Here is a 23,474-nt window from a genome sequence, read left to right on the forward strand (position 1 = left end):
GTCAGAACGCGAAGCGCATCCCGGCATAGAAGGCGCGAGGCAGGTTCGGCGTCAGCGTGCGCGGATCGGTCAGGCCGAGATTGAGCGCGCTCGCCGTCTCGAGGTTGTACAGCGTACCGAAGCTGGACGATTTCTGGTCGAGCAGGTTGCGCACCAGCCCATAGGCCTCCACCCCCGGCGCGATCTGGATGCTGGTGCGCAGGTTGACCGTGGCATAGGCGGCGACCGGCTTCAGCAGGTTGGCCTCGTCGCCGCGCAGGTACTGGCTGCCGTTGACGATGACCGCGCCGCCGATGCGCCAGGTCTCCGTCGCGCGCCATTCCGCATCGAAGCGCAGCCGCTGGCGGGGGATGCCGGGGACACGGTCGCCGCGCTGCACCGGGATGGCGCCGTCGGCATCGGCGAAGGGGTTGTTCGGACTCGGCAGCCGCTGCGCGGTCTGGAAGGTCGCGTCGATCAGCGCATAGTCCAGCGCCAGCGCCAGCCGCTCGTCGCGCCAGCCAAGCCCGGCCTCGATCCCCTGCCGCCGCGTGTCGCCGGAATTCTGGAAATAGCCGCGGCCCTGGATCGGGCTCTGCACCAGCAGGATGTCGTCGGTGAGCCCGGTGCGGAACAGGCCGAGGTTCCAGGTGGTGCGGCCGCCGAGCCAGGCGGGCGGCAGGGTGCCGCGCAGCCCGGCTTCGACCGTGCGGCTGACCACCTGCTTCAGCGCGGGGTCGGACAGAAAGAACGCCCCCAGCGTGCAGGGCCGCAGCGGGTCGGCGCAGGCCAGCTCGGCCGGGGTCGGGGCGCGGTTCGCCTCGGCATAGCCGGCATAGGCGGTGACGCGGTCCAGCACGCGGAAGGTCAGGCCGGCCTGCGGGTTGAATCGGGAGAAGCGGTGGTCGCCGTCGAGCGCGGTGCCGATCCGGTCGCGCAGTTGCACCTGCGCGGTGTTGAACCGGCCGCCGAGCGTCGCGGCCAAGCGCGGTGTCACCTCCCAGGTGCCGGTGCCGAAGACGCCCCAGGCCGCGGTGGTCGTCCTCAGCTGCACCGGCTGGATGCCGCTGCCCGGCGTGTCGAGGAACAGCCCGCTGCCCGCCACGGTGCGGTCCGCGGTGACGCTGCCGAATTCCGTGCTGCCGGAGAAATCCGTACTGGCGTGGTCGTAGCTGGCGCCGAAGACCACCCGCGCCGGCCGGCCGAGCAGCGGCTCGGTCGAGACGATCTGCGCCGCGCCGCCGGTGCCTAGGGTATTGGTCGCGGTGCGGTTCACCGCGCCCGCCGGGGCGCCATCCAGCAGATCCGCGCCGATCGTGCCGCCGCCTGTCGTCCGCAGCGGCTGGCCGGCATCGGTGCAGAGCAGCCCGGCAAGGTCGTCGCAGCCCTCGGCCTCGGCGATATCGGCGTTCAGCGTGCGCTGGCGGAAGCTGCGGACATAGGCATTGGCCTCCAGGCTCCAGGCCTCCGCCAGCTCGTAGGTGCCGCGCGCCTGCAGCGTGACCATGCGGTTGTAGGTGCGGTCGGGATAGGTGAAGACGTGGCGCCGGTCGGCCGCCAGCAGCTGCACCGGCGCCGGCCCGTTGCCGCCGAGCGCATTGCTGCCGGCGCCGATCGACAGGTTCAGCGTCGCGCGTTCGCCGCGCGCGCCGATGTCGCCGTAGAGCCGCCGCAACCGTGAGGGGGATGCGTTGCGCCAGCCATCCTCGCTCAGCCCCTCCACCGCCAGGTAGGCCGCGACATCGCCGACCTGCTTGCCGTATTCGAGGCCCATCGCGGCGCGGCCGAAGGACCCGCCCGAGACGTCGACGCGGGCGCCCGGCGAATCGAAGCCGGTCTTCATCCGCAGCGCGAGCGCGCCGCCGATCGCGTTCAGACCGAAGACCGGGTTGCTGCCGATGAGGTCGACCGAACGGATCGCATTGGCCGGGATCAGGTCCCAGTTCACCGTATCGCCGAAGGCCTCGTTGATGCGGACGCCGTTCTGGTAGACCGCCAGCCCCTGCGGCGTGCCGACCAGGGGCGAGGCGGTGAAGCCGCGATAGGAGACGTCGGGCGCGAAGGGATTGCCCTGCGTGTCGTTCACCGTGACGCCGGCGGAAAGCCGCACCAGCGTATCGACCAGGTCGGGCCGGCCTTCCCGCGCCAGATCGGCGGCGGAGAAGCTGCGCGGGTTGCCGGCGATGCGGTCGCGCGGCACGCCCCCGGCGGGCAGCGGCGAGGTGGCGACGGATTCGACCGTGGGCAGCGTCGCTGCGGGCGGTTCCTGCGCCAGGGCGTAGCTGCAGGGCAGCAGCGCAACGACCGCGGCGCGAATTCGCACTGTCGCGGGTGCCATCCCGCGGCCTGTTGCGACCGTCATTTCCCCTCCCCGGCCATTCACGTGCATCAAGGCAGCCACGCGGGCTTTCGTGGCCCCATACCATGCAGGCGGCAGCGGCAGGGGCTTGGCCCGGACACGAAGCCGCAAGCGGCGAAGGACAGGCGGAGCATGCGTCCGGATCACCACAGCACCAGCGCGATCGAAGCCGTCAGCCATGCCGCGCCGGCACTCGAGGTCGCGCGGCTCTCCTTCGCCTACGGCGCGCGCCAGGTGCTGCACGACGCCGCCTTCCGCGTCATGCCCGGCGAATTCGCCGTGCTGCTCGGCCCGAACGGCGCGGGCAAGAGCACACTCTTCGCCCTCATCACCCGGCTCTTCGATGCGCCGCCCCCCGGCAGCGTAAGGATCTTCGGCACCGAGATGCGTGAGGAGCCGGGCGCGGCGCTGGCGCGGCTCGGCCTCGTGTTCCAGCAGCCGACGCTCGATCCGGATATCTCGGTGATCGAGAACCTGCTCTACCACGGCGCGCTGCACGGGCTGCCGCGCGCCGAATCGCGCCGCCGCGCGATGCACGAGCTGGAACGGGTGGAGCTGGCGGACCGTGCCGGCAGCACGGTGCGCGCGCTCTCGGGCGGGCAGCGGCGGCGGGCGGAGGTGGCGCGGGCGCTGCTGACGCAGCCGGCGCTGCTGCTGCTGGACGAGGCGACGACCGGCCTCGACATGCCGAGCCGCGCCGCGGTGCGCAGGCACGTGCGCAACCTTTGCACGACGGAGGGCCTGGCGGTGCTCTGGGCAACGCACCTGATCGAGGAGGTGCCGGAAGAGGCGCGCGTCATCATGCTGGCCGAAGGCCGCGTGCGCGCCGAGGGCACGGTGCCGGAGGTGCTGGCCCAGGCGGCGCAGGCGCCGGACCTGCCCGACGCCTTCGCCCGCCTCACCGCCTCCGCGAAAGGCTAGATGCTGAGGTCGAGCAGGTTGTAGTCCCGCATCCCCGCCTTCGCCGCTTCGTCCCAGCGCCAGGTCTCGCCGCCTTCGGCATGCGGCTTGTAGGTATAGGGCGTCTCCTGCGGGAAGCGCCGCGCGCGCGCATCGATGGCGTAGCCGATCACCCGGGCCCGCTCGCGGATGCGCGCGTCATCGTAGATCGCCGGCTCGTTGTGCACGCCGCCGCCCTCCACGCCCAGTACCGAGCGGCGGCGATGGAAGCCGAAATTCAGCGTCACCCGCCAGTCCGGGCTGGTATTGGCGAAGCTGCCGTGCACGGTCTGCCGGTTGGTGATGGCGACGTCGCCCGGCGCGCAGAGGATCGGCACCGCTTCGGGCAGCCGTTCCGTCCCCGCCGCCGCGACGCGCGCCTTGATGTCGGCGCGGCCCAGCCGGTGCGAGCCCGGCACGACCCAGACGCCGTTCGCCGCGGTGCAGCCGTAGAGCTGCGCCATGAAGTTGAAGCCATGCGTGCCCTGGTCGAGGTCCGGGCTGTCCCAATGCGTCACGCCGTCCTGGTGCCAGGCGACGGAGGCGCCGCGGCCCGGCTCCTTGACGAAGATCGCCTCGTTGAAGGGCACGAAGTCCTCGCCGTTCACCGCCGCGGCCACCGCCAGCAGGCCGGGATGGCCATAGAGCCGCAGCGCGGCCTCCGAGAATTGCAGCGATCCCAGGATGAGGTAGACGATCTCCCTCGGCGCGCCCTCCGAGGCCTTCGGCTCGAACATCTTCACGGGGTGCCGGCCGTTCGCCGCCTTGGTGCCGCCCATCGGGTCGCCGAGCGGCCGCGCCCAGAACAGCGTCGGCGCCTTGTTGTCGGCGGCCAGCGCCGGGCGGCCCTGCGCATCGACCGGCGCGCCGCGCTCGCGCGGCAGCCGCGCCAGGATGTCCTGGATATCGGCCTCGATGTCGCCGAGCTCGTCCGGCTGCAGCACGCCTTCGAAGACATAGAAGCCGCAGCGCCAATAGGCCTCGAGTATGTCGGGATGGATGCGGCCGTCCTCGCCGAAGCGGATCGGGCCGCGATTGCCGAGTGCCATGGCACGGGCTTCCCCGGCACGGAGATAGGCCCGCATCGCGGCCTCTTCCGGGCCGTAGTCGACGGGTGCCGGCGCGAGCGGCTTGTTCATGGCCACGTCCTTTCCATCCCTTGGCGAGAGCATAGGACCGGCCGGCGCGGCAGTTCAATCGACCGACCGGACGCGGACCGAGATCTGCCTTATATCACTTTCACAACGTGATTTTCGAAGTTCCCCGATTTCGAATGTCATTATAGGCTCCGGCGTCGAGGAGGCCGCATCGATGCCCCGACCATCCCTCGCCCGCCGCGCCCTGCTGGCCGCGCCGCTGCTGCCCCTGGCCCGCGCAGCCCGCGCCCAGGCACCGCGCGAGCTGCTGAATGTCAGCTATGACCCGACGCGGGAATTCTACCGCGAGTACAATGCCGGCTTCGCCAAGTCCTGGCAGGCCGGCAGCGGGCAGCCGCTGCGCGTCAGCACCTCGCATGGTGGCTCCGGCCGCCAGGCGCGCTCGGTGATCGACGGGCTGCCGGCAGATGTCGTGACGCTGGCGCTGGCCTACGACGTCGACGCCATCGCCGGGCGCGGCCTGATTGCGCGCGACTGGATGGGCCGGCTGCCGCACAACAGCGCGCCTTATACCAGCACCATCGTCCTCCTGGTGCGGGCGGGGAACCCGAAGGGGATCCGCGACTGGGGCGACCTTGCCAGGCCCGGCATCGCCGTGATCACGCCGAACCCGAAGACCTCGGGCGGCGCCCGCTGGAACTACCTGGCGGCCTGGGCCTGGGCGCTGCGCCAGCCCGGCGGCAGCGATGCGACGGCGGGGGAGTATCTCGGCCGCGTCTTCCGCAACGTACCGGTGCTGGATACCGGCGCGCGCGGCTCCACCACCAGCTTCGCCCAGCGCGGCCAGGGCGACGTGCTGCTGGCCTGGGAGAACGAGGCGCACCTGGCGCTGCAGGAATTCCGCGAGGCAAAGCTCGGGATCGTCTATCCTCCGCTCTCCATCCTCGCGGAGCCATCGGTGGCCGTGGTGGACCAGAATGTCGATCGCCGGGGCACCCGCGCGGCGGCGGAGGCCTATCTGCGCGGCCTCTACGCGCCGGAGGGCCAGGCGCTGGCGGCGAAGCACTTCTATCGCCCGCGCGATGCCGCCCTGCTGGCGGCCAATGCGGCACGCTTCCCGGCGATGGACCTGGTCACGGTGGACGCCGCCTTCGGCGGCTGGGGCCAGGCGCAGCGCAGCCATTTCAACGATGGCGGCAGCTTCGACCGTCTCTACCGCCCGGGCCGATGAGCGCGGCGCTCGCCCTCGCCGCGCCGCGCCGGGTGCGCGCCATCCCGGGCTTCGGCCTCGCCTTCGGCATCACCCTGGCCTGGCTCTCCGTCATCGTGCTGGTCCCGCTGGCGGCGCTGGCCATCCGGCCCTGGGAGCTTGGCCCGCTCGGCGTCTGGGACTCGCTCACCGAACCACGGGTGCTCGCATCGCTGCGGCTCTCCTTCGGCGCGGCGCTGCTGGCCGCCGCCATCGACCTGCCGCTCGGGCTGCTGCTGGCCTGGGCCATCGTCCGGCTGCGCTTCCCCGGCCGGGCGCTGCTGGACGCCGCCATCGACCTGCCCTTCGCCCTGCCGACCGCGGTCGCCGGCATCGCGCTGACCGCGATCCTCGCGCCGAATGGCTGGCTCGGCGCGCCGCTGGCGGCGGCCTTCGGCTGGAAGGTCGCCTTTACCCCCTGGGGGGTGGTCGCGGCGCTGGTCTTCGTCGGCCTGCCCTTCGTCACCCGCACGGTGGAGCCCGTGCTGCGCGACCTCGGCGCCGAGGCGGAGGAAGCCGCGGCGACGCTCGGCGCGACGCGGCCGCAGGTACTGGCTAGGGTGGTGCTGCCGGCCCTGCTGCCGGCGCTGCTCTCCGGCTTCGGCCTGGCCTTCGCCCGTGCCGTCGGCGAATACGGCAGCGTCATCTTCATCGCCGGCAACATGCCGATGGTGAGCGAGATCGCCCCGCTGCTGATCGTGGTGCGGCTGGAACAGTTCGACTATGCCGGCGCCGCGGCGATCGGCCTGGCGATGCTGCTGCTGTCCTTCCCCGTGCTGCTGGCGCTGAACCTCTGGCAGCGCGCGCTGCGCCGGGGCCGCGCATGACGCCCCGCCCGGCGATCGACCCGCCGCGCTGGCTGCACCTGGCGCTCGGCGGGCTGGCGCTGCTGGTCGGCCTGCTGCTGCTCGGCCTGCCGCTGGCCGCGGTCTTCACCGAGGCGCTGCGGCGCGGCTGGGAGGTGGCCTCGGCGGCCATCGCCGAGCCCGACACGCTGGCCGCCATCCGCCTGACTCTGCTGGTCGCCGCCATCGCCGTGCCGCTGAACACCATCGGCGGGCTCGCCGCCGCCTGGTGCATCGCCAAGCACGAATTCCCCGGCCGCCGCCTGCTGACCGCGCTGATCGAGCTGCCCTTCTCCGTCTCCCCGGTCATCGCCGGGCTGGTCTTCGTGCTGATCTTCGGGATGCAGGGCTGGCTCGGCCCCTCGCTGCGGGAGCACGGCATCCAGGTGGTCTTCGCCCTGCCCGGGCTGGTGCTGGCGACCCTCTTCGTCACCTTCCCCTTCGTCGCCCGCACCGTGCTGCCGCTGATGCAGGAACAGGGGCGCGCCGAGGAGGAGGCGGCGGCGACGCTCGGCGCCACGGGGTGGCAGAGCTTCCGGCGGGTGACGCTGCCCAACGTGAAATGGGCGCTACTGTCTGGTGTGCTGCTCTGCAACGCTCGCGCCATGGGCGAGTTCGGGGCGGTGTCCGTCGTCTCCGGCCATATCCGCGGGCAGACCAACACCATGCCGCTGCATGTCGAGATCCTCTACAACGAATACCAGTTCGCCGCCGCCTTCGCCGTCGCCGCGCTGCTGGCGTTGCTGGGGCTGGTGACGCTGGCGGCCAAGGCGGTGCTGCAGCGGCTGACCGGCCGCGCCACGGGGCCGGCGCCATGACGCTGGCGGTCAGCGGGCTGGTCCGCCGCTTCGGCGATACGACGGCGCTCGACGGCGTCTCGCTGGCGCTGGGAGAGGGCGAGTTCGTCGCCGTGCTCGGCCCCTCCGGCTCCGGCAAGTCGACCCTGCTGCGCGCGCTCGCCGGGCTGGAAGGCGCCGATGCCGGGGAGATCCGCATCGCCGGCCGCGACATGGCCGGCATCCCGGCGCGGGAGCGGCAGATCGGCGTCGTCTTCCAGAACTACGCGCTGTTCCGCCACATGACGGTCTTCGAGAACGTCGCCTTCGGCCTCCGCGTCCGGCCGCGCGCCGCGCGTCCCGCCCGCGCCGAGCTGGCGCGCCAGGTGCGCGAGCTGCTGGCGCTGGTGCAGATCCCCGAGCTCGAGCGGCGCTACCCCGACCAGATCTCCGGCGGCCAGCGGCAGCGCGTGGCCCTCGCCCGCGCGCTGGCGATCTCGCCCCGCCTGCTGCTGCTGGACGAGCCCTTCGGCGCGCTCGACGCGCTGGTGCGGCGGGAGGTGCGGCGCTGGCTGCGCGGCCTGCACGACCGGCTCGGCCTGACCACGCTGCTGGTGACGCACGATCAGGAGGAGGCGATGGAGCTGGCCGACCGCGTCGCGGTGATGGAGCGCGGCCGTCTGGTGCAGTTCGACGCGCCGCCGGCCTTGCTGGCCGCCCCCGCCAGCCCCTTCGTCGCCGGCTTCATCGGCCATGCGACGCGGCTCGAGGGCAAGGTGCAGGACGGCGTGCTGCGCTTCGGCACGCTGCCCCTGCCGGCGCTGCGGGTCGCCCTGCCGGATGGTCGCGCCACCGCCTATCTCCGCCCGCGCGAGGTGGTGGCGCTGCCAGGTGCCGGCGGTGCCATGGTCCAGCTGGTCCGCGCCACGGCCGAGGGCGAGCTGCGGCTGGTGGTGCAAGCCAGCGGCCTGGCGCTGGATGCGGTGCTGGGCGAGGCCGCGCCGGGCTGGCCGGCGCGCGGTGCGCCCTGCCGGCTGCATGTCGTCGCGGCGCAGGTCTTCGCCGCCGACGGCACGCGGGCCCTGGGGCAGCCATCGGCGCCGGCACCGGTCGCTTGCCGGGCCGGAACCGAGGGGGTCTAATCCCCCGGCCCAGCCGCAAGGGCCGGAGGAAACGACGATGCCGCATCGCCGCGCCATGCTGGCGTGCCTGCTGGCGCCCATGGGCGCTGCCGGGCTTCCCCCCCTGCCCGCGCGCGCCCAATCCCGCAGCGATGGAACGTCACGCATGTCCCCCGAGATCGTCGCCCAACTCGCCCCGACCGGCGTGCTCCGTGCCGCCATCAACATGGGCAATTTCCTGCTGGTCACCGGCCGCACGCCGGATGGCGGGCCGGAGGGCGTCTCGCCCGAGATGGCGCGGGAGATCGCCTCGCGGCTCGGCGTGCCGCTGAAGCTGGTGCCCTATGCCCGGCCGAACGAGATCGCCGATGCCGCGGGCACCGATGCCTGGGACATCGCCAATATCGGCGCCGAGCCGCAGCGGGCGGAGAAGATCAGCTTCACCGCCGCCTATTGCGAGATCGAGGCGACCTACCTGGTGCCACCGGGATCGCCCATCACCGCGATGGACCAGGTGGACCGCAAGGGCATCCGCATCTGCAGCGGCGCGGGCGCAGCCTATACGCTCTGGCTCGAGCGCAACATCAGGAACGCGGAGCTTGTGCTGGTGCCCGGCGGCGGCGGCGCGGCCTTCAAGCGTTTCCTCGACGAGAGGATGGAGGTCTATGCCGGGCTGCGGCCGGGGCTGATCACCGATATCGAGAAGCTGCCGGGGGCGCGCATCCTCGACGGCCAGTTCATGGCGGTGCAGCAGGCTATCGGCACCAACCGGCGGAACGAGGCGGCGGCGGCCTGGCTGAGCGGCTTCGTCGAGGAGGCCAAGGCTTCCGGCCTCGTCGCCAGGTTCATCGAGAAGCACAAGGTGCGCGGGCTGTCGGTGGCGCCGGCGGCCTAGCAGGAAAAGGCCGGGGAGAAGGTATTCTCCCCGGACCCCTGATCTATTTTCCCGAGCCTGGCACCCGCCGCGCGGCGGCACCCGACCCACGGAAAGGAAGCGAGGGGTTCGGGGAGGGAATACTTTTCCCGCTCCGACCTTGCTGCAGCGCCGCGGCCAGCCGTCGGGCCCAGTCCTCGCAGCCCGCCTCGTCGCCCAGCAGGTCCTGCCGCACCTCCAGCAGCACCGCGTCGCGACCCGCGGCATCGCCGTGCACCGGCACGGTGTAGTCGTAGTCCAGCTCGATCCGGTAGGGCTCGTTGTCGCCGATCACCAGCGCCGGGTCGGCGGCCAGGGCTTGCACCAGCGCGCGGCCGAAGCGCACCGCCTTGCCGTAGAGGATCCCGGCATGCCAGGGCCGGACCTCGCCCAGGTAGACCGGGGTGAAGCTGTGCACGCCGATCACCGCGGCGCCGGGCCGGGTCTCAAGGAACGCGGCGACGCGGTCGTGGAACGGCGTGAACCAGGCGGCCCGGCGCCGCGCGCGCTCCGCCGCGTCGATGCCGAGATTGCCGGGGATCACCGTCGCCTCGCTGACCTCGGGGATGCTGGAGGGTGCCCGCCAGGGCCGGTTCAGGTCGATCAGCAGCCGGGAATAGCCCGCGAGGAAGAGCGGCGCGTCGAGCAGCGCCGAGAGCCGCCGCGCCAGCCTCGCCGCGCCGATGTCGTGGGCGATGTGGCGTTCCAGCTCCGCCGCCGGCAGGCCGAGCGACGCATATTCCTCGGGAATGAAGTTCGACGCATGCTCGCAGAGCAGCACGCAGCGGGAGGCGCCGCCCTCATTCAGCGCGGTGACCGCGGGCGGCGCCGCGCTCATCCGATCGGCCGGCCGCGATCGTCCGACAGCGCCTGCGCGATCGAGGCCGGGCCGCCCGGCACGTCGGCGATGGCCGGCGCATCGTCCTGGGGCGCACCCGACCAGGCGGACATGTGCTGCGGGGTGATCTCGTCGGTGATGACGCGGAAGCCGGCCAGGGTGCAGGGGCCGAAGGTGGTGGCGATGGCGACGTCGGTCGCGTCCCGCCCGCGCGCCATCAGGATGCGGCCGATGCGGGGAAAGTTGTGCCGCGCGTCGAAGGTGTGCCAGTGGCCGGACAGGTAGACCTCGAACCAGGCGCTGAAATCCATCGGCGCGTCCGAGATCGGCACGCCGATGTCGCCGAGGTAGCCGGTGCAGTAGCGCGCCGGGATGTTCATGCAGCGGCAGAGCGTGACGGCCAGGTGGGCGAAGTCGCGGCAGACCCCGCGGCGGTCGGCATGGCCGCCGAAGGCGGTGCGGGTCGCATCGGCATGCTCGTAGCCGAAGGTGATGCGGTCGTGGACGTAGTCGCAGATCGCCTGCACCCGCGCCCAGCCCGGCGGCGTGCCGCCGAACAGCGACCAGGCGGTGTCGGAGAGGCGATCGGTGTCGCAGTAGCGGCTGCCCAGCAGGAAGACCAGCACCTCGTCGGGCAGGTCCTGCACCGCGTGCTGCATCGCCTCGGGCACCACGGCATCCGGCGTGCCGGGATCGCGCACGGTGAACTCGGCGCGCATCGTCAGCCGGCCGGCCGGGGCCAGGATGCGGGTGCAGATGTTGCCGAAGCTGTCGCGGTAGTCGGTGGCGCCGATCCGGGGCTCGAAGGCGATGCCGTGCGGGCCGATGACGTCCTGCATGCGGGACGGGTGCACGCTGAGCGACAGCAGCATGGGCGTCGGCTGTGGGCAGTCGTAGGCAATCTCGAAGCCGGCGCGAATCTGCATGGCGCGATCTCCTGTTGCGCGGTTCAAGGCGCGGTGGCGCGGGGGCGGGCGCGTGCCGTGACGGCCGACTTCGCCTCGCTGGTGACGGCGACATCCACGGTCATGCCGAGGCTGTCGGCGGGAAAGCCGGTCCAGGTACCCGAGAGCGGCAGCGCATGCGCGGGATCGCGCGCGACGGCCACCCGGATCAGGTCGCGGTTACCGACGATGCCGTTGGTGGGGTCGAATTCGACCCAGCCGGCGCCAGGCAGGTAGACCCGCGCCCAGGCATGGGTGGACCCGCCCCCGACGCGCGCCTCACCATCGCCGCCGGGACTGTAGAGGTACCCGGAGACGAAACGGGCGGCAAGGCCGAGCGAGCGCGCGGCCTCCATCATCAGCACGGCGAAGTCGCGGCAGGTGCCGCTGCCGAGCCGCAGCGTCTTCGCCGGGTCCTGGATGCCGCGCTCGTGCCGGGGAATGTAGGTCAGCTCGCGCTTGATGCCGTGGGTCATGGCCTCCAGCAGGTCGAGCGTGCCGGTCGGCCCGTCCCGCCGCAGGAAGCGCCGCGCCCAGCGGTCCACCGCGCGCTCGTCGTCGCGCCAGTGCCGCTCGATCGAGCGCGCCAGGTCGGGCACCTCCTCCATTCCATAGGCGAAGGGGAAGGTGCGGGCGTAGTCCTCGACCTGGAAGTCGAGCGCTTGGTGCGGCTGGTGGTCGAGCCGCACCTCGCTGTCGAAGACCAGCTCCTTGGCGCGGCCGGCGAAGCGGGCGATGGCGACGCTGTTGCCGTAGACGTCGTGCAGCCAGCGCAGGGCGGCGGGCTTCGGGGTGATGTCGAGCCGCGCCTCGAACAAGCGCTGGTCGTGGCCCTCGCGCGGCCGGAGCATCATGCGGTGCTCGCCGAAGGCGACCGGCTGGCGATAGCGGTAGGTGGTGACGTGACGGACGGTGAGGACGGGCATGGGTCGCGGGCCTCAGCGCCGGATCGGCGAGCGGGTGGCAGGGGTCGGTCCGGTCCGGGATGCGCGCGCCATGCGGCCCTGTCCCCTCGCTTCGGCCATGTGCCAGGGGAAACCCGTCGCCGACCGGAAAGTTCGCCCGCACTGCAGCAATTTGGCTGGGAACGGCATTGAACCGCGGCTGGCAACGTGCGCTGCGGCACAGCGCGGGTGCGGCGGGGGGGGGTAGAGATGTCCCCGGGCGATGTGCCCTTTCCTCCCGTTCCCGCAAGTCGAACTGCCCGCCGGACCTCGTCCGGCGGGCCTTCTTGCGTCGCGCCCAGGCATCCCGACGGTGCGTGCTTCGTTATGACGGGATGGGCTGCACACCTGCCTCGACCGGCCGATCCTTCCTGGCGCTGCTCTGCCTGCTGTCGCTGGCGGGATGCCAGGCGATGAATCAGGTGACCGCGCTCGACCGCTTCTTCGAGCCGGAGCGCTTCGGCGCCAAGCCCGCCCCGGCCAGGGCGGCGCGGCCGCCGTCCCCGGCGCAGCCGGCCCCGGCCCCGGCGCGTGTCCCCGAACCGGCCCCCACGGTGGTGGCGATGGAGCCGTTGCCGGACCCGGCGCCGGTCTCCGCCGCTCAGAGGCCGCCGGCACCGGCACCGGTCGCACCGGCGGATCCGGAAGCCGCGCTGCGCCAGACGGTCCGGCAGCATCCCTGGCTGACGCGGTTCTGGTCGGAGTTGCGGCCAACGGAGCAGGCGCGCATCGCCCGGCAGCTGCCGGCGGCGGAGGATCTGCCCGGCACCTGGGACTCCATGGGGCTGGCCGACCGCGCCCGGCTGGTCAGCCCCGCCAGCGAGGAGCGGCGCTGGGCGGGCGGGCCGTGAGCCCGGTGCGGGAAAAACTTTCGTTCCGCCCGGAAGAGGAATAATGTCCTGTAGATGTCCCATCCTCCACCCTCCCCCATTCCGGCCCTCGCCATCCCGCGGCGTGCGGGGCCAAAGGGTCGCACCCCAAGCCATGGGCGCGTGAGGGTGCCCGGTCAGCCTTTGTCCGAAACCCGCGATCCTCGCCTTGAGGGTTTTTGTTCCTGAATTCCTCAAGCCGGTTTGCCGGGTCGTCCCGACGTTTGAAGGGCTTGCGGCCGACCGGGCCGGTCCCCGCCTGATCCGGGCCGAAAGATATAAAGCAGCCCGGGACCGGGTTCCGGCGGCTTGCACCGCGGCGGAAGGATGGCACCCTGGTCGGGACAGGTGTGGAGGAAGCGGGCAATGGCGAAGCACGGCACGGGGGCGCGGGCATGACCACGACTTGGCTGATGGTGCGCGCCGTGCTGGCGGATGCCGCGGACATCCCGCGCTTCGATGCTTGGTACGCGGCGGAGCACCTGCCCGACGCGAAGCGGGCGTTCGGCGCGCTGCGCGCCCGCTGCTGCTGGAGCCGCACGGACGCGCGCGTGCATTGCGCCTTCTACGAATTCCCCGATGCTCCGGCCGCGGAGGCGGCGATCGCCTCCCCCGCGCTGCGGGCCCTGGTCGCCGAGTTCGACCGGGTCTGGGGCACGCGCGTGACCCGGACGCGGGAGCTGCTGGAACTGGCGGGCGAGGCCTAGCCCGGCACCCGCCGCGGCAGGCTGCCGGCCACCAGGAGGCCGAGCAGGTTGCCCGCCGCGGCGATCATGATCACCGCGGCATAGCCGCCGGTCAGGTCGAAGACCCGCCCTGCCACCACCGGCAGGGTGATGGCGGCGACGCACCAAGCGGCATAGAGGCGGCCCGCCAGCCGGCCGTAATGCTCCGCCCCCCAGTAGATGCCGATCGCCGCGGCGACGCTGCCGCTGACCAACCCGTAGCCGGTGCCGATCATCGCCAGCGTCGCCACCGCCAGCAGCGGCCCGGGGAACAGCACCAGCAACGCATCGGCCGAGAGCGCCAGCCCATGCGCGCCCACCATCACCAACGGCGCCGCCACGCGGTCCGCCAGCCAGCCGCCGCCGACCCGGGCCGCGGCAATGCAGCCGGTGATGGCCGTGGTGGCGGACAGCGCCAGCGCCTTCGTGCCGCCATAGGCCTCCACCATGCCGGCCGCCTGGCCCAGCACCGTCAGCCCTGCCGCCGCGGCGAGGAAGAAGACCAGCCAGATCCGCAGGAAGAGCGACAGCTGCCGCGCCACCGGCGGCCCGGCCACCGCACCGGCCGGCGCCGCCATCCGCATGCCGGAGGCGGCGGCGAGCAGCGCCGCGGCGAGCCCGGCCGCCGCCAGGGTCACGGCCAGCCCGCCGAGCGTCGCGCGCAGCCCGTGCGCCGAGAGCGCCCAGCCGAAGATCGGCGCGCCGATCATCGCGCCGAGCGGGTAGAGGCTGACGATGAAGCCGTTCGCCAGCCCGCGCCGCCCGGTGAGCATCAGGTTCATGCCCTGCAGCAGCACGACATAGGCGATGCCGCCGCCGAAGCCGAAGAGCGCGCCGTAGCCGAGCGCGAGCTGGACGATGCCCTCGGCCGTTGCCGCCAGCACGATGCCGAGCGCCGCCAGCGTGGCCGAGCCGGCCAGCAGCCATGGCGCGGAAGCCAGGCGGTACAGCAGGGGGCCGCAATTCATGCCCAGCGTGAAGCCGAGGATGGCCAGGCCGAAGACGAAGGACAGCGCCGCCCGGCTCAGGCCGAGCCCGTCCTCCAGCGGGCGGATGAAGACGCTGAAGGCATAGACCGTGCCGAGCGGCAGGTTCAGCGCGACCACCGCGGCGAGTGCCAGGGGCACCCGCCGCCTCGCCAGGGGGTCAGTCAAGCTCGACGACCGCCTCGCCGAAGCCGGCGAAGCCGCCGGTGACGCGCTGATGGCCATCGACGTAGAGCAGCCCGGTGCAGCTGCCGGTGGTGACGACCTGCCCGGCCTCCAGCGCCAGCCCGACGCTCGGCAGGTAATTGGCCAGCCAGAGCAGCGGGGTGAAGGGATCGCCGGAGGGGTTGCCGCCCACCTTCTCCACCTGCACCGTGCCGCCGCATGTCTGCTTCACCGTGAGATTCTTCAGATCCATCCCGCGCCAGCCCGGCACCGCGGCGCCCAGCACCAGCCCGGCATGGGCGATGCTGTCGGCCATCGCCTCGTTCATGGTGACCTTTGAGGTATCGAGATAGCGGCTGCTGACCATCTCGATCGCCGGGAAGGCGGATTCGATCCCGTCCTGGATCTCGGCCAGGGTGTAGGGCGCATCGCGCTTCGGGAAGCCGCGGCCGAGCCGGAAGGCGATCTCGGTCTCGATGCCGATCTGCCCGCCCGCCGGCACCGGCCAGCGCAGCGGCCCCGGGCGGATGAAGCCGGCATCGAGCATCGCGGCCGAGGTCGGCTTGCCCGGGGGTGCCGCGCATTTCCAGCCGCCGATCCGGGCGCCGAGGCGCTTCAGCACCTCGGCCTGCACGGCGAAGGCCCCGGCCTCGGTCTGCGGCGCGGCGGCGCCGAGCCCGGCGACCTTCGGGCCGCCCTGGCGCACCGCCATCAGGATATCGGCGGCCTGCTGCGTGGAATCGGACATCGGCTGGTTCCTCCCCGGAGGTGCAGCATGGCCGCGGACGGCGCCGGGATGAAGCCCCCCGGCTTGCCGCCGCCCGCCGCCGCCCGATAGGCTGGCCCGAACGGAGCGAGGGTGGGATCGTGGCAGACGGGATGGATGGCGGCTTCGGCCGCTTCGGCAGCGGCCAGGCGGTGCGGCGGATCGAGGACGCGCCGCTGCTGCGCGGCGAAGGGTCCTTCTCCGACGACCTCTCCCATCCCGGCCAGACGCACATGATCTTCCTGCGCTCGCCCTACGCGCATGCGCGGATCGTCTCGATCGACACCGGCGCAGCCAAGGCGATGCCGGGCGTGCTGGCGGTGCTGACCGGCGCCGACCTCGAGGCCGCGGGCCTCGGCCGGCTCGGCATCGAGCTGCCCTTCAAGCGGCCGGACGGCTCGCCGCTCGCCGCGCCGCCGCGCCCGGTGCTGGCGGTGGGCGAGGCGAATTTCGCCGGCGAGGCGGTGGTCGCCGTGGTCGGCGAGACCCTGGAGGCGGCGCGCGACGGCGCCGAGGCGGTGGTCGTCGACTACGAGGAACTGCCGGCGGTCACCTCGGCCGCCGCCGCCGCGGCACCCGGCGCGCCGCAGGTCTGGCCCGCCGCGACGGGCAACGTCGTCGCGCAGACGCAGTACGGCGACCGCGCCGTGGCCGATGCCGCCTTCGCCGCCGCCGCGCATGTCGTCACGCTCGACATCGTCAACCAGCGCCTGGCGCCGGTCTCGATGGAGCCGCGCGTCATGGTCGCCTCCTACGATGCCGCGACCGACCGCATCGCGGTGACGATGTCGACGCAGACGCCCTCCTCCACGCGCGACCAGATCTGCACCGAGGTGCTGAACCTGCCGGCCGAGAAGATGCGCGTCCTGGTCGGCGATGTCGGCGGCGGCTTCGGGATGAAGACCGGCGCCTATCCGGAGGACGCGGTCGTCGCCTATGCGTCCAGGCAGCTCGGCCGCCCGGTGAAATGGGCGGCGACGCGGATGGAGGATTTCCTTTCGGCGACGCATGGCCGCGACACCGACAGCCAGGTCGCCATGGCGCTCGACACGAACGGCAAGGTGACGGGCCTGCGGGTCAGGACGCTGGCCAACATGGGCGCCTATACCCGCCCGGCCGGCGTCGCCATCCAGCTGCTGATCGGGCCCTGGGTGTCCACCAGCATCTACGACATCCGCACCATCGACTTCGAGTTCACCGCGATCCTCAGCCATACCGCGCCGACCAGCCCCTATCGCGGCGCCGGGCGGCCGGAGGCGATCCACATCATCGAGCGGCTGATGGACACCGCCGCGCGGAAGATGGGGATCGACCAGGCGGAGCTGCGCCGGCGCAACATGATCGACCCGGCGCTGATGCCCTATACCAATGCCATGGGGCAGACCTACGACAGCGGGAAGTTCGCCCAGGTGCTGGACCAGGGGCTGAAGCTGGCGGACTGGGGCGGCTTCGCCGCGCGCGAGGCGGCCTCGAAGGCGGCGGGCAAGCTGCGCGGGCGCGGCATCGCCAGCTTCCTCGAATGGACCGGCGCCAATGTCTTCGAGGAGCGCGTCACCGTCGCGGTGAAGGGGTCGGGCGAGATCGAGATCTACGCCACCACCCAGCAGATGGGCCAGGGCATCGCCACCAGCTACGCCCAGCTCGCGGTCGACGTCTTCGGCGTGCCGCTCGAGAAGATCCGCATCGTGCTCGGCGACACCGACCGCGGCACGGGCTTCGGCAGCGCCGGCTCGCGCTCGCTCTTCACCGCGGGCTCGGCGGTGAAGGTCGCCTCGGACAAGACGGTGGCGACCGCGAAGGACCTGGCGGCGGAGGCGCTGGAGGCCGCGGCCATCGACCTCGAATACGTCGCCGGCGCCTTCCGCGTCGCCGGCACCGACCGGCAGATCGGGCTTTTCGACCTCGCGGCGAAGCAGCCGGAGCAGCGCATCTACATCGACAGCACCAGCAGCGTCGGCGGCCCGACCTGGCCGAACGGCACGCATGTCTGCGAGGTGGAGATCGACCCCGACACCGGCGAGATCGAGATCGCTTCCTATGCCTCGGTGAACGATGCCGGCCGCGTGGTGAACCCGCTGATCGTCGAGGGCCAGCTCGCCGGCGGCGCGGCGCAGGGCCTGGGACAGGCGATGTACGAGGCGGTGGTCTACGACCCCGAGTCCGGCCAGCCGCTGAGCGCCAGCTTCATGGACTACGCGCTGCCGCGGGCCGACATGATCGGCGGCTACGTCACGGAGCTCGACCAGTCGATCCCCTGCGTGACCAACCCGCTCGGGGTGAAGGGGGTGGGCGAGCTCGGCACCATCGGCGCGACGCCGGCGCTGGTGAATGCGGTGGCCGATGCATTGGCGCGCAACGGGCGGGCGAAGGCGGCCGATACGCTGCAGATGCCGCTGACCCCGCCGCGGGTCTGGGCGCTGCTGCAGGGGTAGCGCCCACCGTTTCCTGCCGGACGTCCGGTTCGGCAGGAGGCTGCAGCGTGCCGGTTTCAAGGCAGCTTCGCGCCTCGGCGATCCGTTCTAGCCCGCCTTCCGCAGCGGCCGCAGGTAGCGCTGCCCGGCCGCGGCGAAGCCGGTGGCAAGGCAGAAGGCCGCGAGCGAGGGGTCCTCCCCGGCGGCCAGCTCCAGCATCCCGCAGCCGGCATTCCGCGCCGCCTGCGCCGCTGCCTTCACCAGCAGCCGGCCGATGCCGCGGCGGCGGTCCTCGGCGCCGACCAGCAGCGTGGTGACCTGCGCCACCGGCCGCGCCTCCTCCAGCCGGCGGTACCAGTGCAGCACGACGAGGCCGCTGGGCGGACCCCATTCCAGCGCGACCAGGGCGGTCCCCGCCCCGCCGCGGATCGCCTCCAGCCGCGCCGCCAGCTCGCGCGGCTCGATCGGCCGGCCGGCGGCGGCGAGCAGCACCGCGAGGCCCGGCGCCTCCGCCGCGGTGGCGGCACGGATCTCGAGTCCATGGCGCGAGGTCACGCCGCGGCGCCCCTCATGGCGTCGTCCCGCCGGGCCAGCGGGCCGGCCAGGAGCGCCGCCAGCGGTAGCAGCCAGGCGATCCGCGCCTGGTAGCGGTCATGCGGTCCCGACAGCGCGCCGGTCGCCATCGCATTGGCGCCGAGGCCGACCAGGACGCAGAGCACCAGCCCGAGCTGCCGGCCCCGTGCCCGCCACCCGGCCAGCAGCACCCCCGCCGCGCCCAGCAGCAGCGCCGCCGGATGCAGCACGAGGAAGGGCGCGGCCGTCGCGGCCAACCCGCCCCGCGCCTGCGGCGAGGCGGCGAAGCGTGCCTGCTCGGCCGCGGGGAAGCCGAGCGTCAGCTGCCGCGCGACCGAGGCCCGCAGGTTCTCCGGCCCCAGCGTATCGCCCACCCGCGCCATGCCGAGCTGCCGCCAGGCATTGCCCGCCGCGGCGCGGAGCACGCCGAGCGGCTCCCGCCGCAGCGTCTCGCCCAGGATCGCCGCGGCCTCCGGCGCCAGCGAGATGGGACCGCCGGGTGACGCGCCGTCGGTCCGCGCCGCCCAGACCGGGCCGTCTCCGGACCAGAGGAAGTCGTCGCTGTCGCGCGGCAGCCGCCCGGCCCAGCGGCAGAGCTGCCAGCCGGCCTCGGGGCAGCGCGCCTCGATGGTCCGCGCCGCCGGACCGTCGGCCGTCAACCGCGCCAGGGCGAAGACCGCGCCATGGGGCGACAAGGCCCAGCGCCCATGTGCCCAGGCATTCGTTGCCAGCAGCAACGCCATGGCACCGGCCAGCGGCAGGGCGCAAGCGAGCGCCGGCCACCGGGCCCGCCGCGCCGCCAGCACCAGCAGGACCAGCGCGGCGGCGATCGGCAGGTGGGACAGGTGGGCGGCGGCCGCCAGCATGGCCAGCAGCAAGACCCCGCCGCGCTCCGCCCGGCCCAGCCCGTCCCAGGCAAAGCCCAGCAGGTAGGTCGCCAGCACCAGGGCGGGCGCCAGCCAGTCCGGCAGCAGCAACGCGGCGAACCAGGGCGCCGCGGTCGCCGCCGCCAGCCCGGCGCAGAGCAGGAGGTGCCGCCCGGCGGTCGCGCCGCCCAGGCTGCGCTGCACCAGCCAGAGCAGCCAGGACAGCACCAGCCCCTGCGCCACCAGCGGCAGCCAGAGCGTGACGCGCCAGTGGAAGGCATGCAGCAGCGGCCCGTAGACCAGCGGCTTGTCCCAGACCGGCCAGCCCTGGACGGTCTGGGCGAGGAAGGCGCCGGTATCGCTGAAGACCAGGGGGTAGTGGTTCAGCGCGGCCGGCCAGACCAGCAGGGCGGCACCCGCCGGGATGCCGGCCAGGATCCTCACGCCGCGGCGAAAAGCTCGATGACGTTGCCCTCGGGGTCGGCCACCCGCAGCAGCCGCGGCGGCGCGCCGGAGGGCCCCGGCGCGTCCAGCACCGCCACGCGGGCCATCAGCATGCGGCGGTGCCAGCGCTCCAGCTCGGCATCGGCGACCGGGAAGGCGAGCAGCGTGCCGGCCTCCCCGCCGCGGGCCGAGGCGAACAGCGCGTCGCCGCGCGGCCGCAGCACCAGTTCCACCGCGCCGAGCGCGAAGCGCAGGGCGTTGCCCTGCTCGGCCGGCGCCAAGCCGAGGATGCGGCCGAAGAATTCGCGCTGGCGGTGCGGGTCGCGGCAGGCCAGTTCCACCCGCGCGAGCGGCCCGGGGCCGGAGGCGCCGGGAGTCACGTCGCGCCACCCCGGCGTGCCGCTTCGGCATCGCCCCGGCGTGCCGCTTCGGCCTCGCCCCAGCGCGCCGCCGCGGCGTCGTCCTCCGCCTTGGCCTCGACCCAGCGCTCCGCGCCGCCGGCGAATTCCTCGCGTTTCCAGAAGGGCGCGCGGGTCTTCAGCCAGTCGATCAGGAAGGCGCAGCTTTCGAGCGCCGCGGCGCGGTGGGAAGAGGCAGTCAGCACCAGGACGATCGGCGCCCCCGGCTCCAGCCGGCCATGCCGGTGGATGACGGTGCAGCCGGTCAGCGGCCAGCGGGCGCAGGCCTGCTCGGCGATCGCGGTGATCGCCCGCTCGGTCATGCCGGGGTAGTGCTCCAGCACCAGGGCGGCGAGGCCGTCATCCGCGCGGCAGAGGCCGACGAAGCTGGCCAGGCCGCCGACATCGACCCGGCCCTGGGTCAGCGCCGCGCTCTCGGCGGCCAGGTCGAAGGGGACTTCCTGCACCCGCACGGTCGGGACCACGGCCCCGCTCATCCGCCGGTCACCGGCGGGAAGAAGGCGACCTCGTCGCCGGGGCCGACCGGCGCTCCGGGCGCGGCGAATTCCTGGTTCACCGCGGCGCGGACCTGCCTTGCCTGGGCGAAGGCCGCGGCATGGCCGGGGCTGCGGGCCGAGAGCCAGGCGATCAGCCCGGCCACGTCCCTGACCTCCGGCGGCGGGGCGACCTCCTCCTCTGCCACGCCCACCTTCTGCCGCACCCAGGCAAAATACAGGACCCTCATGCCCTGGCTCAGCGCGTCGTCGGGACGGTCTGGATCCGGCCGGTGGGATCGAACAGCGTCGTCGTGTTGCCGTCGATCACCGCGGTGCCGCTGCCGCCGCCCGGCGCGACGTAGCCCTGGACGCGGTCGGTGCCGCCGGTGGTCACCGCGCTGCCCTGCGGGGTCAGGATCACCCGGCCATCGGCCCGGCGCGACGGCGGCGCGCTGCGGCCGGGCAGCGGCGGGGCGACCGCCTGCGGGCCGGGGATCTCCGGCTGCGGGTCGAGGCGCGGGCCGGGGCCGGAGGCCCCGCCGCGGAGGCCGGGCGGCAGCGGCGCCGGGTTGGGCGGGTCGGTCGGCTGCCATTGCGAACGGCCGGCCGGGGCCGAGGGCCGGTCGTAGTCGCCGGGGCGATAGCTCGGGATGCCGCGCATGGCCGCGTCCGGGTTGGCGAGGGTGGAGCGCGGCGCCTCGGGCGCCGGCCAAACATTGCCGTCCTCGGCCCGCAGCGGCGCGACCTGCACCGGCGCGCCGCTCACCCGGGCGATGGTGACGCTGTCTTCCGGCATGGTCGGGCGCGAGCGGCCCCAGGGGGCGCCGATGCTGGCGCCGGCATTGGCGATGCCGTCGGTCGCGTTGGCGCCGCCGCTGTTCAGCCAGGTGGTCGACCGCTCATAGGCGCTGCAGGCCCCGAGCAGCATCCCCAGGCCCAGCACGGCCACCCGGGCCGAGGTTACGCCGATCCGTCGCATGACCAACTCCTGCTGCCCCGAACGGGGGTCCTGTCCTGAGGATGCATCGCGAAGATGCGCCGCGGCCCGGCCAGTCTCAAGACCAAGGGGCCTCAAGGGCGGGTCTCCGGGGCGGCGGCGCCGGGATCCGCCTCCGCATGGCGGAGCCCGGCTTCGAGGTAGGTCCGCCCGGTCACCAGGGTCAGCGCGGCGGCGACCCAGAGCATCGCCTCCCCGATCAGCGAGACGGGCAGGAACGACAGGTGCAGCACCGAGGCCGCGGTGTCGCCACCGAGCAGGGTGCCGAGCGCGCCCATCTGGAAGCCGGTCTTCCACTTGGCAAGGCGGGAAACCGGCAGGCCGATGCGCAGGCCGGCGAGGTATTCCCTGAGGCCGGAGACCAGGATCTCCCGCAGCAGGATGACGATGGCGGGATAGAGCGTCCAGCCGGTCAGCCGGTCGTGGCCGGCCAACACCATGAGCGCGGCGCCGACCAGCAGCTTGTCGGCGATCGGGTCCAGCATGCGGCCGAAGCCGGAGACGGTCTGCCGCTGGCGGGCGATCTTGCCGTCGAAATAGTCGGTGATGGCGGCGGCGGCGAAGACCGCGCAGGCCCCGACATCGCCCCAGGGCGTCCGCAACGCCACCAGCGCCACCAGCAGCGGGATGGCGGCGATGCGCGAGAGCGTCAGGAGGTTGGGGAGGTCGGTCGGCATGGGGCGGGCAGTCATGGCGGAGCGCCCGCCCCGGGGCAAGCCCGCGGCGCCGCGGGAATGGCCGCGGCGGCACCGGGGGCACGATATTTCCCTCGGGACTCATGATCCGCCCGGAGTGACGGCACCCGGATCAGGACCGGCCTGCTCCGAAGGGCAGATGGCGAGCCTCGGGACGCCCTGCCGGCCGGCTTGCGGGGCGGCGTCACCGGCAAGCGGGCTTCCCCGGCTGCCGGCCCAATGCTTTGGCCGATCCATCGCTGGGCGATCCATCCGGGGGCACCCGCCGGCCACTTGCGCTGCCTCAAGGCGCGGACATAACCATTCGTCCATCTTTCCTGTCTCGCGGGGCACCCTGCCCCGCCCAGATGCAGGAGGACGGCGTGAAGGCACGCGACCTGATGACCACCAGCCTCGTCGTGGTGCCGCCGGAGACCCCGGTGGTGGGCGTGGCGGAACTGCTTGCCAGCCGTGGCATCTCGGCCGTGCCGGTCGCGGATGCCGAGGGCAGGCTGCTGGGTCTGGTCACCGAAGGCGACCTGATCCGCCGGCTGGCCGAGGAGAAGCGCGGGCCGCTCGGCTGGTTCCTGGGCCTGTTCGGCGACAGTCGCCGGCTGGCGGAGCGCTTCGCCAAGGCGCATGGCGCCCGGGCCGCGGATGTGATGACCCGGGACCTGGTCACCGTGGATGAGGAGGCCGGCGTCGACGACATCGCCCGGCTGATGGAGAAGCATCAGATCCGCCGCGTGCCGGTGCTGCGGGACGGCAAGCTGGTCGGCATCGTCAGCCGGGCCGACCTGCTGCGTGCCGTCCTGGCCCCGGCCGCCCCGGCCGCCGCGGGCGAGACAACGGATGCCGCCCTGCTGCGGGCGGTGATCGCCGCCATGCGCGAGCAGCCCTGGGTCGACACCTTCTACGTGTTCCCGAGCGTCAAGGACGGCACCGTGACCTTCTACGGCTTCCACCGCTCGGAGCCGGTGCAGCGCGGGCTGGTGGTGCTGGCGCAGGGGGTACCGGGGGTGCGGTCGGTCGAGGACCGGACGGAGCCGATGCCCTTCTTCCTGCGCCCCTCGCTCTAGCTGCGGGTTTGCCCCGGGTC

The 23,474-nt window shown here is 73.2% G+C and carries 24 protein-coding genes; 10 read left to right on the forward strand and 14 right to left on the reverse strand.

The annotated features are described in order from the left end of the window. Position 1 precedes the first annotated feature (1 nt). Positions 2-2,341, reverse strand: a complete 2,340-nt coding sequence (locus E2C06_RS14900) for a TonB-dependent receptor (protein WP_165982403.1) — start codon at positions 2,339-2,341, stop codon at positions 2-4. Positions 2,342-2,470: 129 nt separating this feature from the next. Between E2C06_RS14900 and E2C06_RS14905 the strand changes: the two genes are divergently transcribed. Further along, positions 2,471-3,259 carry an ATP-binding cassette domain-containing protein gene (locus tag E2C06_RS14905; protein ID WP_133289401.1) on the forward strand — a complete coding sequence of 263 codons (789 nt, stop codon included), beginning with the start codon at positions 2,471-2,473 and terminating at the stop codon, positions 3,257-3,259. Here the strand turns inward: E2C06_RS14905 and E2C06_RS14910 are convergent. Further along, the gene (locus E2C06_RS14910) at positions 3,256-4,416 is read right to left on the reverse strand and encodes a phytanoyl-CoA dioxygenase family protein (RefSeq protein WP_133289402.1); all 1,161 of its coding nucleotides are present in this window, start codon (positions 4,414-4,416) and stop codon (positions 3,256-3,258) included. The genes E2C06_RS14905 and E2C06_RS14910 overlap by 4 nt on opposite strands. 172 nt (positions 4,417-4,588) lie before the next feature. Here E2C06_RS14910 and E2C06_RS14915 point away from each other — a divergent pair, with 172 nt between their 5' ends. Genes E2C06_RS14915 through E2C06_RS14935 form a run of 5 tightly spaced genes read left to right on the forward strand, consistent with a single transcriptional unit; the run spans position 4,589 to position 9,260 of the window. Next, positions 4,589-5,605, forward strand: coding sequence for a sulfate ABC transporter substrate-binding protein (locus E2C06_RS14915; RefSeq protein WP_133289403.1), 1,017 nt, complete (start codon positions 4,589-4,591; stop codon positions 5,603-5,605). Further along, positions 5,602-6,450: a sulfate ABC transporter permease subunit CysT gene (gene cysT, locus E2C06_RS14920; protein WP_133289404.1), complete on the forward strand. Its 849-nt coding sequence runs from the start codon at positions 5,602-5,604 to the stop codon at positions 6,448-6,450. Before E2C06_RS14915 ends, cysT begins: the two co-directional genes overlap by 4 nt. Continuing rightward, complete coding sequence (gene cysW / locus E2C06_RS14925) at positions 6,447-7,286, forward strand: sulfate ABC transporter permease subunit CysW (protein ID WP_133289405.1); 840 nt, start codon at positions 6,447-6,449, stop codon at positions 7,284-7,286. The genes cysT and cysW overlap by 4 nt, the downstream gene beginning before the upstream one ends. Then, positions 7,283-8,386, forward strand: coding sequence for a sulfate/molybdate ABC transporter ATP-binding protein (locus tag E2C06_RS14930; RefSeq protein WP_133289406.1), 1,104 nt, complete (start codon positions 7,283-7,285; stop codon positions 8,384-8,386). The genes cysW and E2C06_RS14930 overlap by 4 nt, the downstream gene beginning before the upstream one ends. Positions 8,387-8,423: 37 nt before the next feature. Next, entirely contained in the window at positions 8,424-9,260 is an 837-nt protein-coding gene (locus tag E2C06_RS14935; protein ID WP_241671290.1) for a transporter substrate-binding domain-containing protein, read from the forward strand. A 43-nt stretch (positions 9,261-9,303) separates the two neighbouring features. On the opposite strand, the gene E2C06_RS14940 is transcribed toward E2C06_RS14935, so the two are convergent. From E2C06_RS14940 to E2C06_RS14950, 3 genes are read right to left on the reverse strand one after another with little or no spacing between them, the layout of a single operon-like run. Then, positions 9,304-10,116, reverse strand: a complete 813-nt coding sequence (locus E2C06_RS14940) for an N-formylglutamate amidohydrolase (protein WP_133289407.1) — start codon at positions 10,114-10,116, stop codon at positions 9,304-9,306. Next, positions 10,113-11,042 carry a transglutaminase-like domain-containing protein gene (locus E2C06_RS14945; RefSeq protein WP_133289408.1) on the reverse strand — a complete coding sequence of 310 codons (930 nt, stop codon included), beginning with the start codon at positions 11,040-11,042 and terminating at the stop codon, positions 10,113-10,115. Before E2C06_RS14945 ends, E2C06_RS14940 begins: the two co-directional genes overlap by 4 nt. 23 nt (positions 11,043-11,065) lie before the next feature. Further along, positions 11,066-11,986, reverse strand: coding sequence for a transglutaminase family protein (locus tag E2C06_RS14950; protein WP_133289409.1), 921 nt, complete (start codon positions 11,984-11,986; stop codon positions 11,066-11,068). A gap of 335 nt (positions 11,987-12,321) precedes the next feature. Between E2C06_RS14950 and E2C06_RS14955 the strand changes: the two genes are divergently transcribed. Both E2C06_RS14955 and E2C06_RS14960 read left to right on the forward strand, forming a co-directional pair. Next, positions 12,322-12,855 carry a hypothetical protein gene (locus E2C06_RS14955; RefSeq protein ID WP_133289410.1) on the forward strand — a complete coding sequence of 178 codons (534 nt, stop codon included), beginning with the start codon at positions 12,322-12,324 and terminating at the stop codon, positions 12,853-12,855. 413 nt (positions 12,856-13,268) lie between these two features. Continuing rightward, the gene (locus tag E2C06_RS14960; protein WP_133289411.1) at positions 13,269-13,580 is read left to right on the forward strand and encodes a hypothetical protein; all 312 of its coding nucleotides are present in this window, start codon (positions 13,269-13,271) and stop codon (positions 13,578-13,580) included. On the opposite strand, the gene E2C06_RS14965 is transcribed toward E2C06_RS14960, so the two are convergent. Together E2C06_RS14965 and E2C06_RS14970 are read right to left on the reverse strand one after the other, a co-directional pair. Continuing rightward, the gene (locus E2C06_RS14965) at positions 13,577-14,752 is read right to left on the reverse strand and encodes an MFS transporter (RefSeq protein ID WP_165982404.1); all 1,176 of its coding nucleotides are present in this window, start codon (positions 14,750-14,752) and stop codon (positions 13,577-13,579) included. The genes E2C06_RS14960 and E2C06_RS14965 overlap by 4 nt on opposite strands. Continuing rightward, on the reverse strand, positions 14,745-15,497 hold the full coding sequence (locus E2C06_RS14970) for a 2-keto-4-pentenoate hydratase (RefSeq protein ID WP_133289413.1): 753 nt from the start codon (positions 15,495-15,497) through the stop codon (positions 14,745-14,747). The genes E2C06_RS14965 and E2C06_RS14970 overlap by 8 nt, the downstream gene beginning before the upstream one ends. A gap of 119 nt (positions 15,498-15,616) precedes the next feature. Between E2C06_RS14970 and E2C06_RS14975 the strand changes: the two genes are divergently transcribed. Further along, positions 15,617-17,947: a xanthine dehydrogenase family protein molybdopterin-binding subunit gene (locus E2C06_RS14975; protein ID WP_206664548.1), complete on the forward strand. Its 2,331-nt coding sequence runs from the start codon at positions 15,617-15,619 to the stop codon at positions 17,945-17,947. An 87-nt stretch (positions 17,948-18,034) separates the two neighbouring features. Here E2C06_RS14975 and E2C06_RS14980 read toward each other — a convergent pair whose 3' ends face one another. The 7 genes from E2C06_RS14980 to pgsA all read right to left on the reverse strand — a co-directional run bounded on the left by E2C06_RS14980 (position 18,035) and on the right by pgsA (position 22,378). Then, complete coding sequence (locus E2C06_RS14980; RefSeq protein ID WP_133289414.1) at positions 18,035-18,481, reverse strand: GNAT family N-acetyltransferase; 447 nt, start codon at positions 18,479-18,481, stop codon at positions 18,035-18,037. After that, on the reverse strand, positions 18,478-19,809 hold the full coding sequence (locus E2C06_RS14985; RefSeq protein WP_133289415.1) for a hypothetical protein: 1,332 nt from the start codon (positions 19,807-19,809) through the stop codon (positions 18,478-18,480). Before E2C06_RS14985 ends, E2C06_RS14980 begins: the two co-directional genes overlap by 4 nt. Further along, entirely contained in the window at positions 19,806-20,189 is a 384-nt protein-coding gene (locus E2C06_RS14990; protein WP_133289416.1) for a VOC family protein, read from the reverse strand. The genes E2C06_RS14985 and E2C06_RS14990 overlap by 4 nt, the downstream gene beginning before the upstream one ends. After that, on the reverse strand, positions 20,186-20,704 hold the full coding sequence (locus tag E2C06_RS14995; RefSeq protein WP_133289417.1) for a molybdenum cofactor biosynthesis protein MoaE: 519 nt from the start codon (positions 20,702-20,704) through the stop codon (positions 20,186-20,188). Before E2C06_RS14995 ends, E2C06_RS14990 begins: the two co-directional genes overlap by 4 nt. After that, the gene (gene moaD, locus E2C06_RS15000) at positions 20,701-20,952 is read right to left on the reverse strand and encodes a molybdopterin converting factor subunit 1 (RefSeq protein WP_133289418.1); all 252 of its coding nucleotides are present in this window, start codon (positions 20,950-20,952) and stop codon (positions 20,701-20,703) included. Before moaD ends, E2C06_RS14995 begins: the two co-directional genes overlap by 4 nt. A gap of 8 nt (positions 20,953-20,960) precedes the next feature. After that, positions 20,961-21,683 carry a hypothetical protein gene (locus E2C06_RS15005; RefSeq protein ID WP_133289419.1) on the reverse strand — a complete coding sequence of 241 codons (723 nt, stop codon included), beginning with the start codon at positions 21,681-21,683 and terminating at the stop codon, positions 20,961-20,963. A gap of 92 nt (positions 21,684-21,775) precedes the next feature. Next, positions 21,776-22,378 carry a CDP-diacylglycerol--glycerol-3-phosphate 3-phosphatidyltransferase gene (pgsA, locus tag E2C06_RS15010; RefSeq protein ID WP_133289445.1) on the reverse strand — a complete coding sequence of 201 codons (603 nt, stop codon included), beginning with the start codon at positions 22,376-22,378 and terminating at the stop codon, positions 21,776-21,778. A gap of 380 nt (positions 22,379-22,758) precedes the next feature. On the opposite strand from pgsA, the gene E2C06_RS15015 reads away from it, so the two are divergent. Then, positions 22,759-23,454, forward strand: coding sequence for a CBS domain-containing protein (locus E2C06_RS15015; RefSeq protein WP_241671291.1), 696 nt, complete (start codon positions 22,759-22,761; stop codon positions 23,452-23,454). The last annotated feature ends 20 nt before the right edge of the window (positions 23,455-23,474 follow it).

Source organism: Dankookia rubra, from assembly GCF_004355005.1.
In the GTDB taxonomy this organism is placed as follows: domain Bacteria; phylum Pseudomonadota; class Alphaproteobacteria; order Acetobacterales; family Acetobacteraceae; genus Paracraurococcus; species Paracraurococcus ruber_A.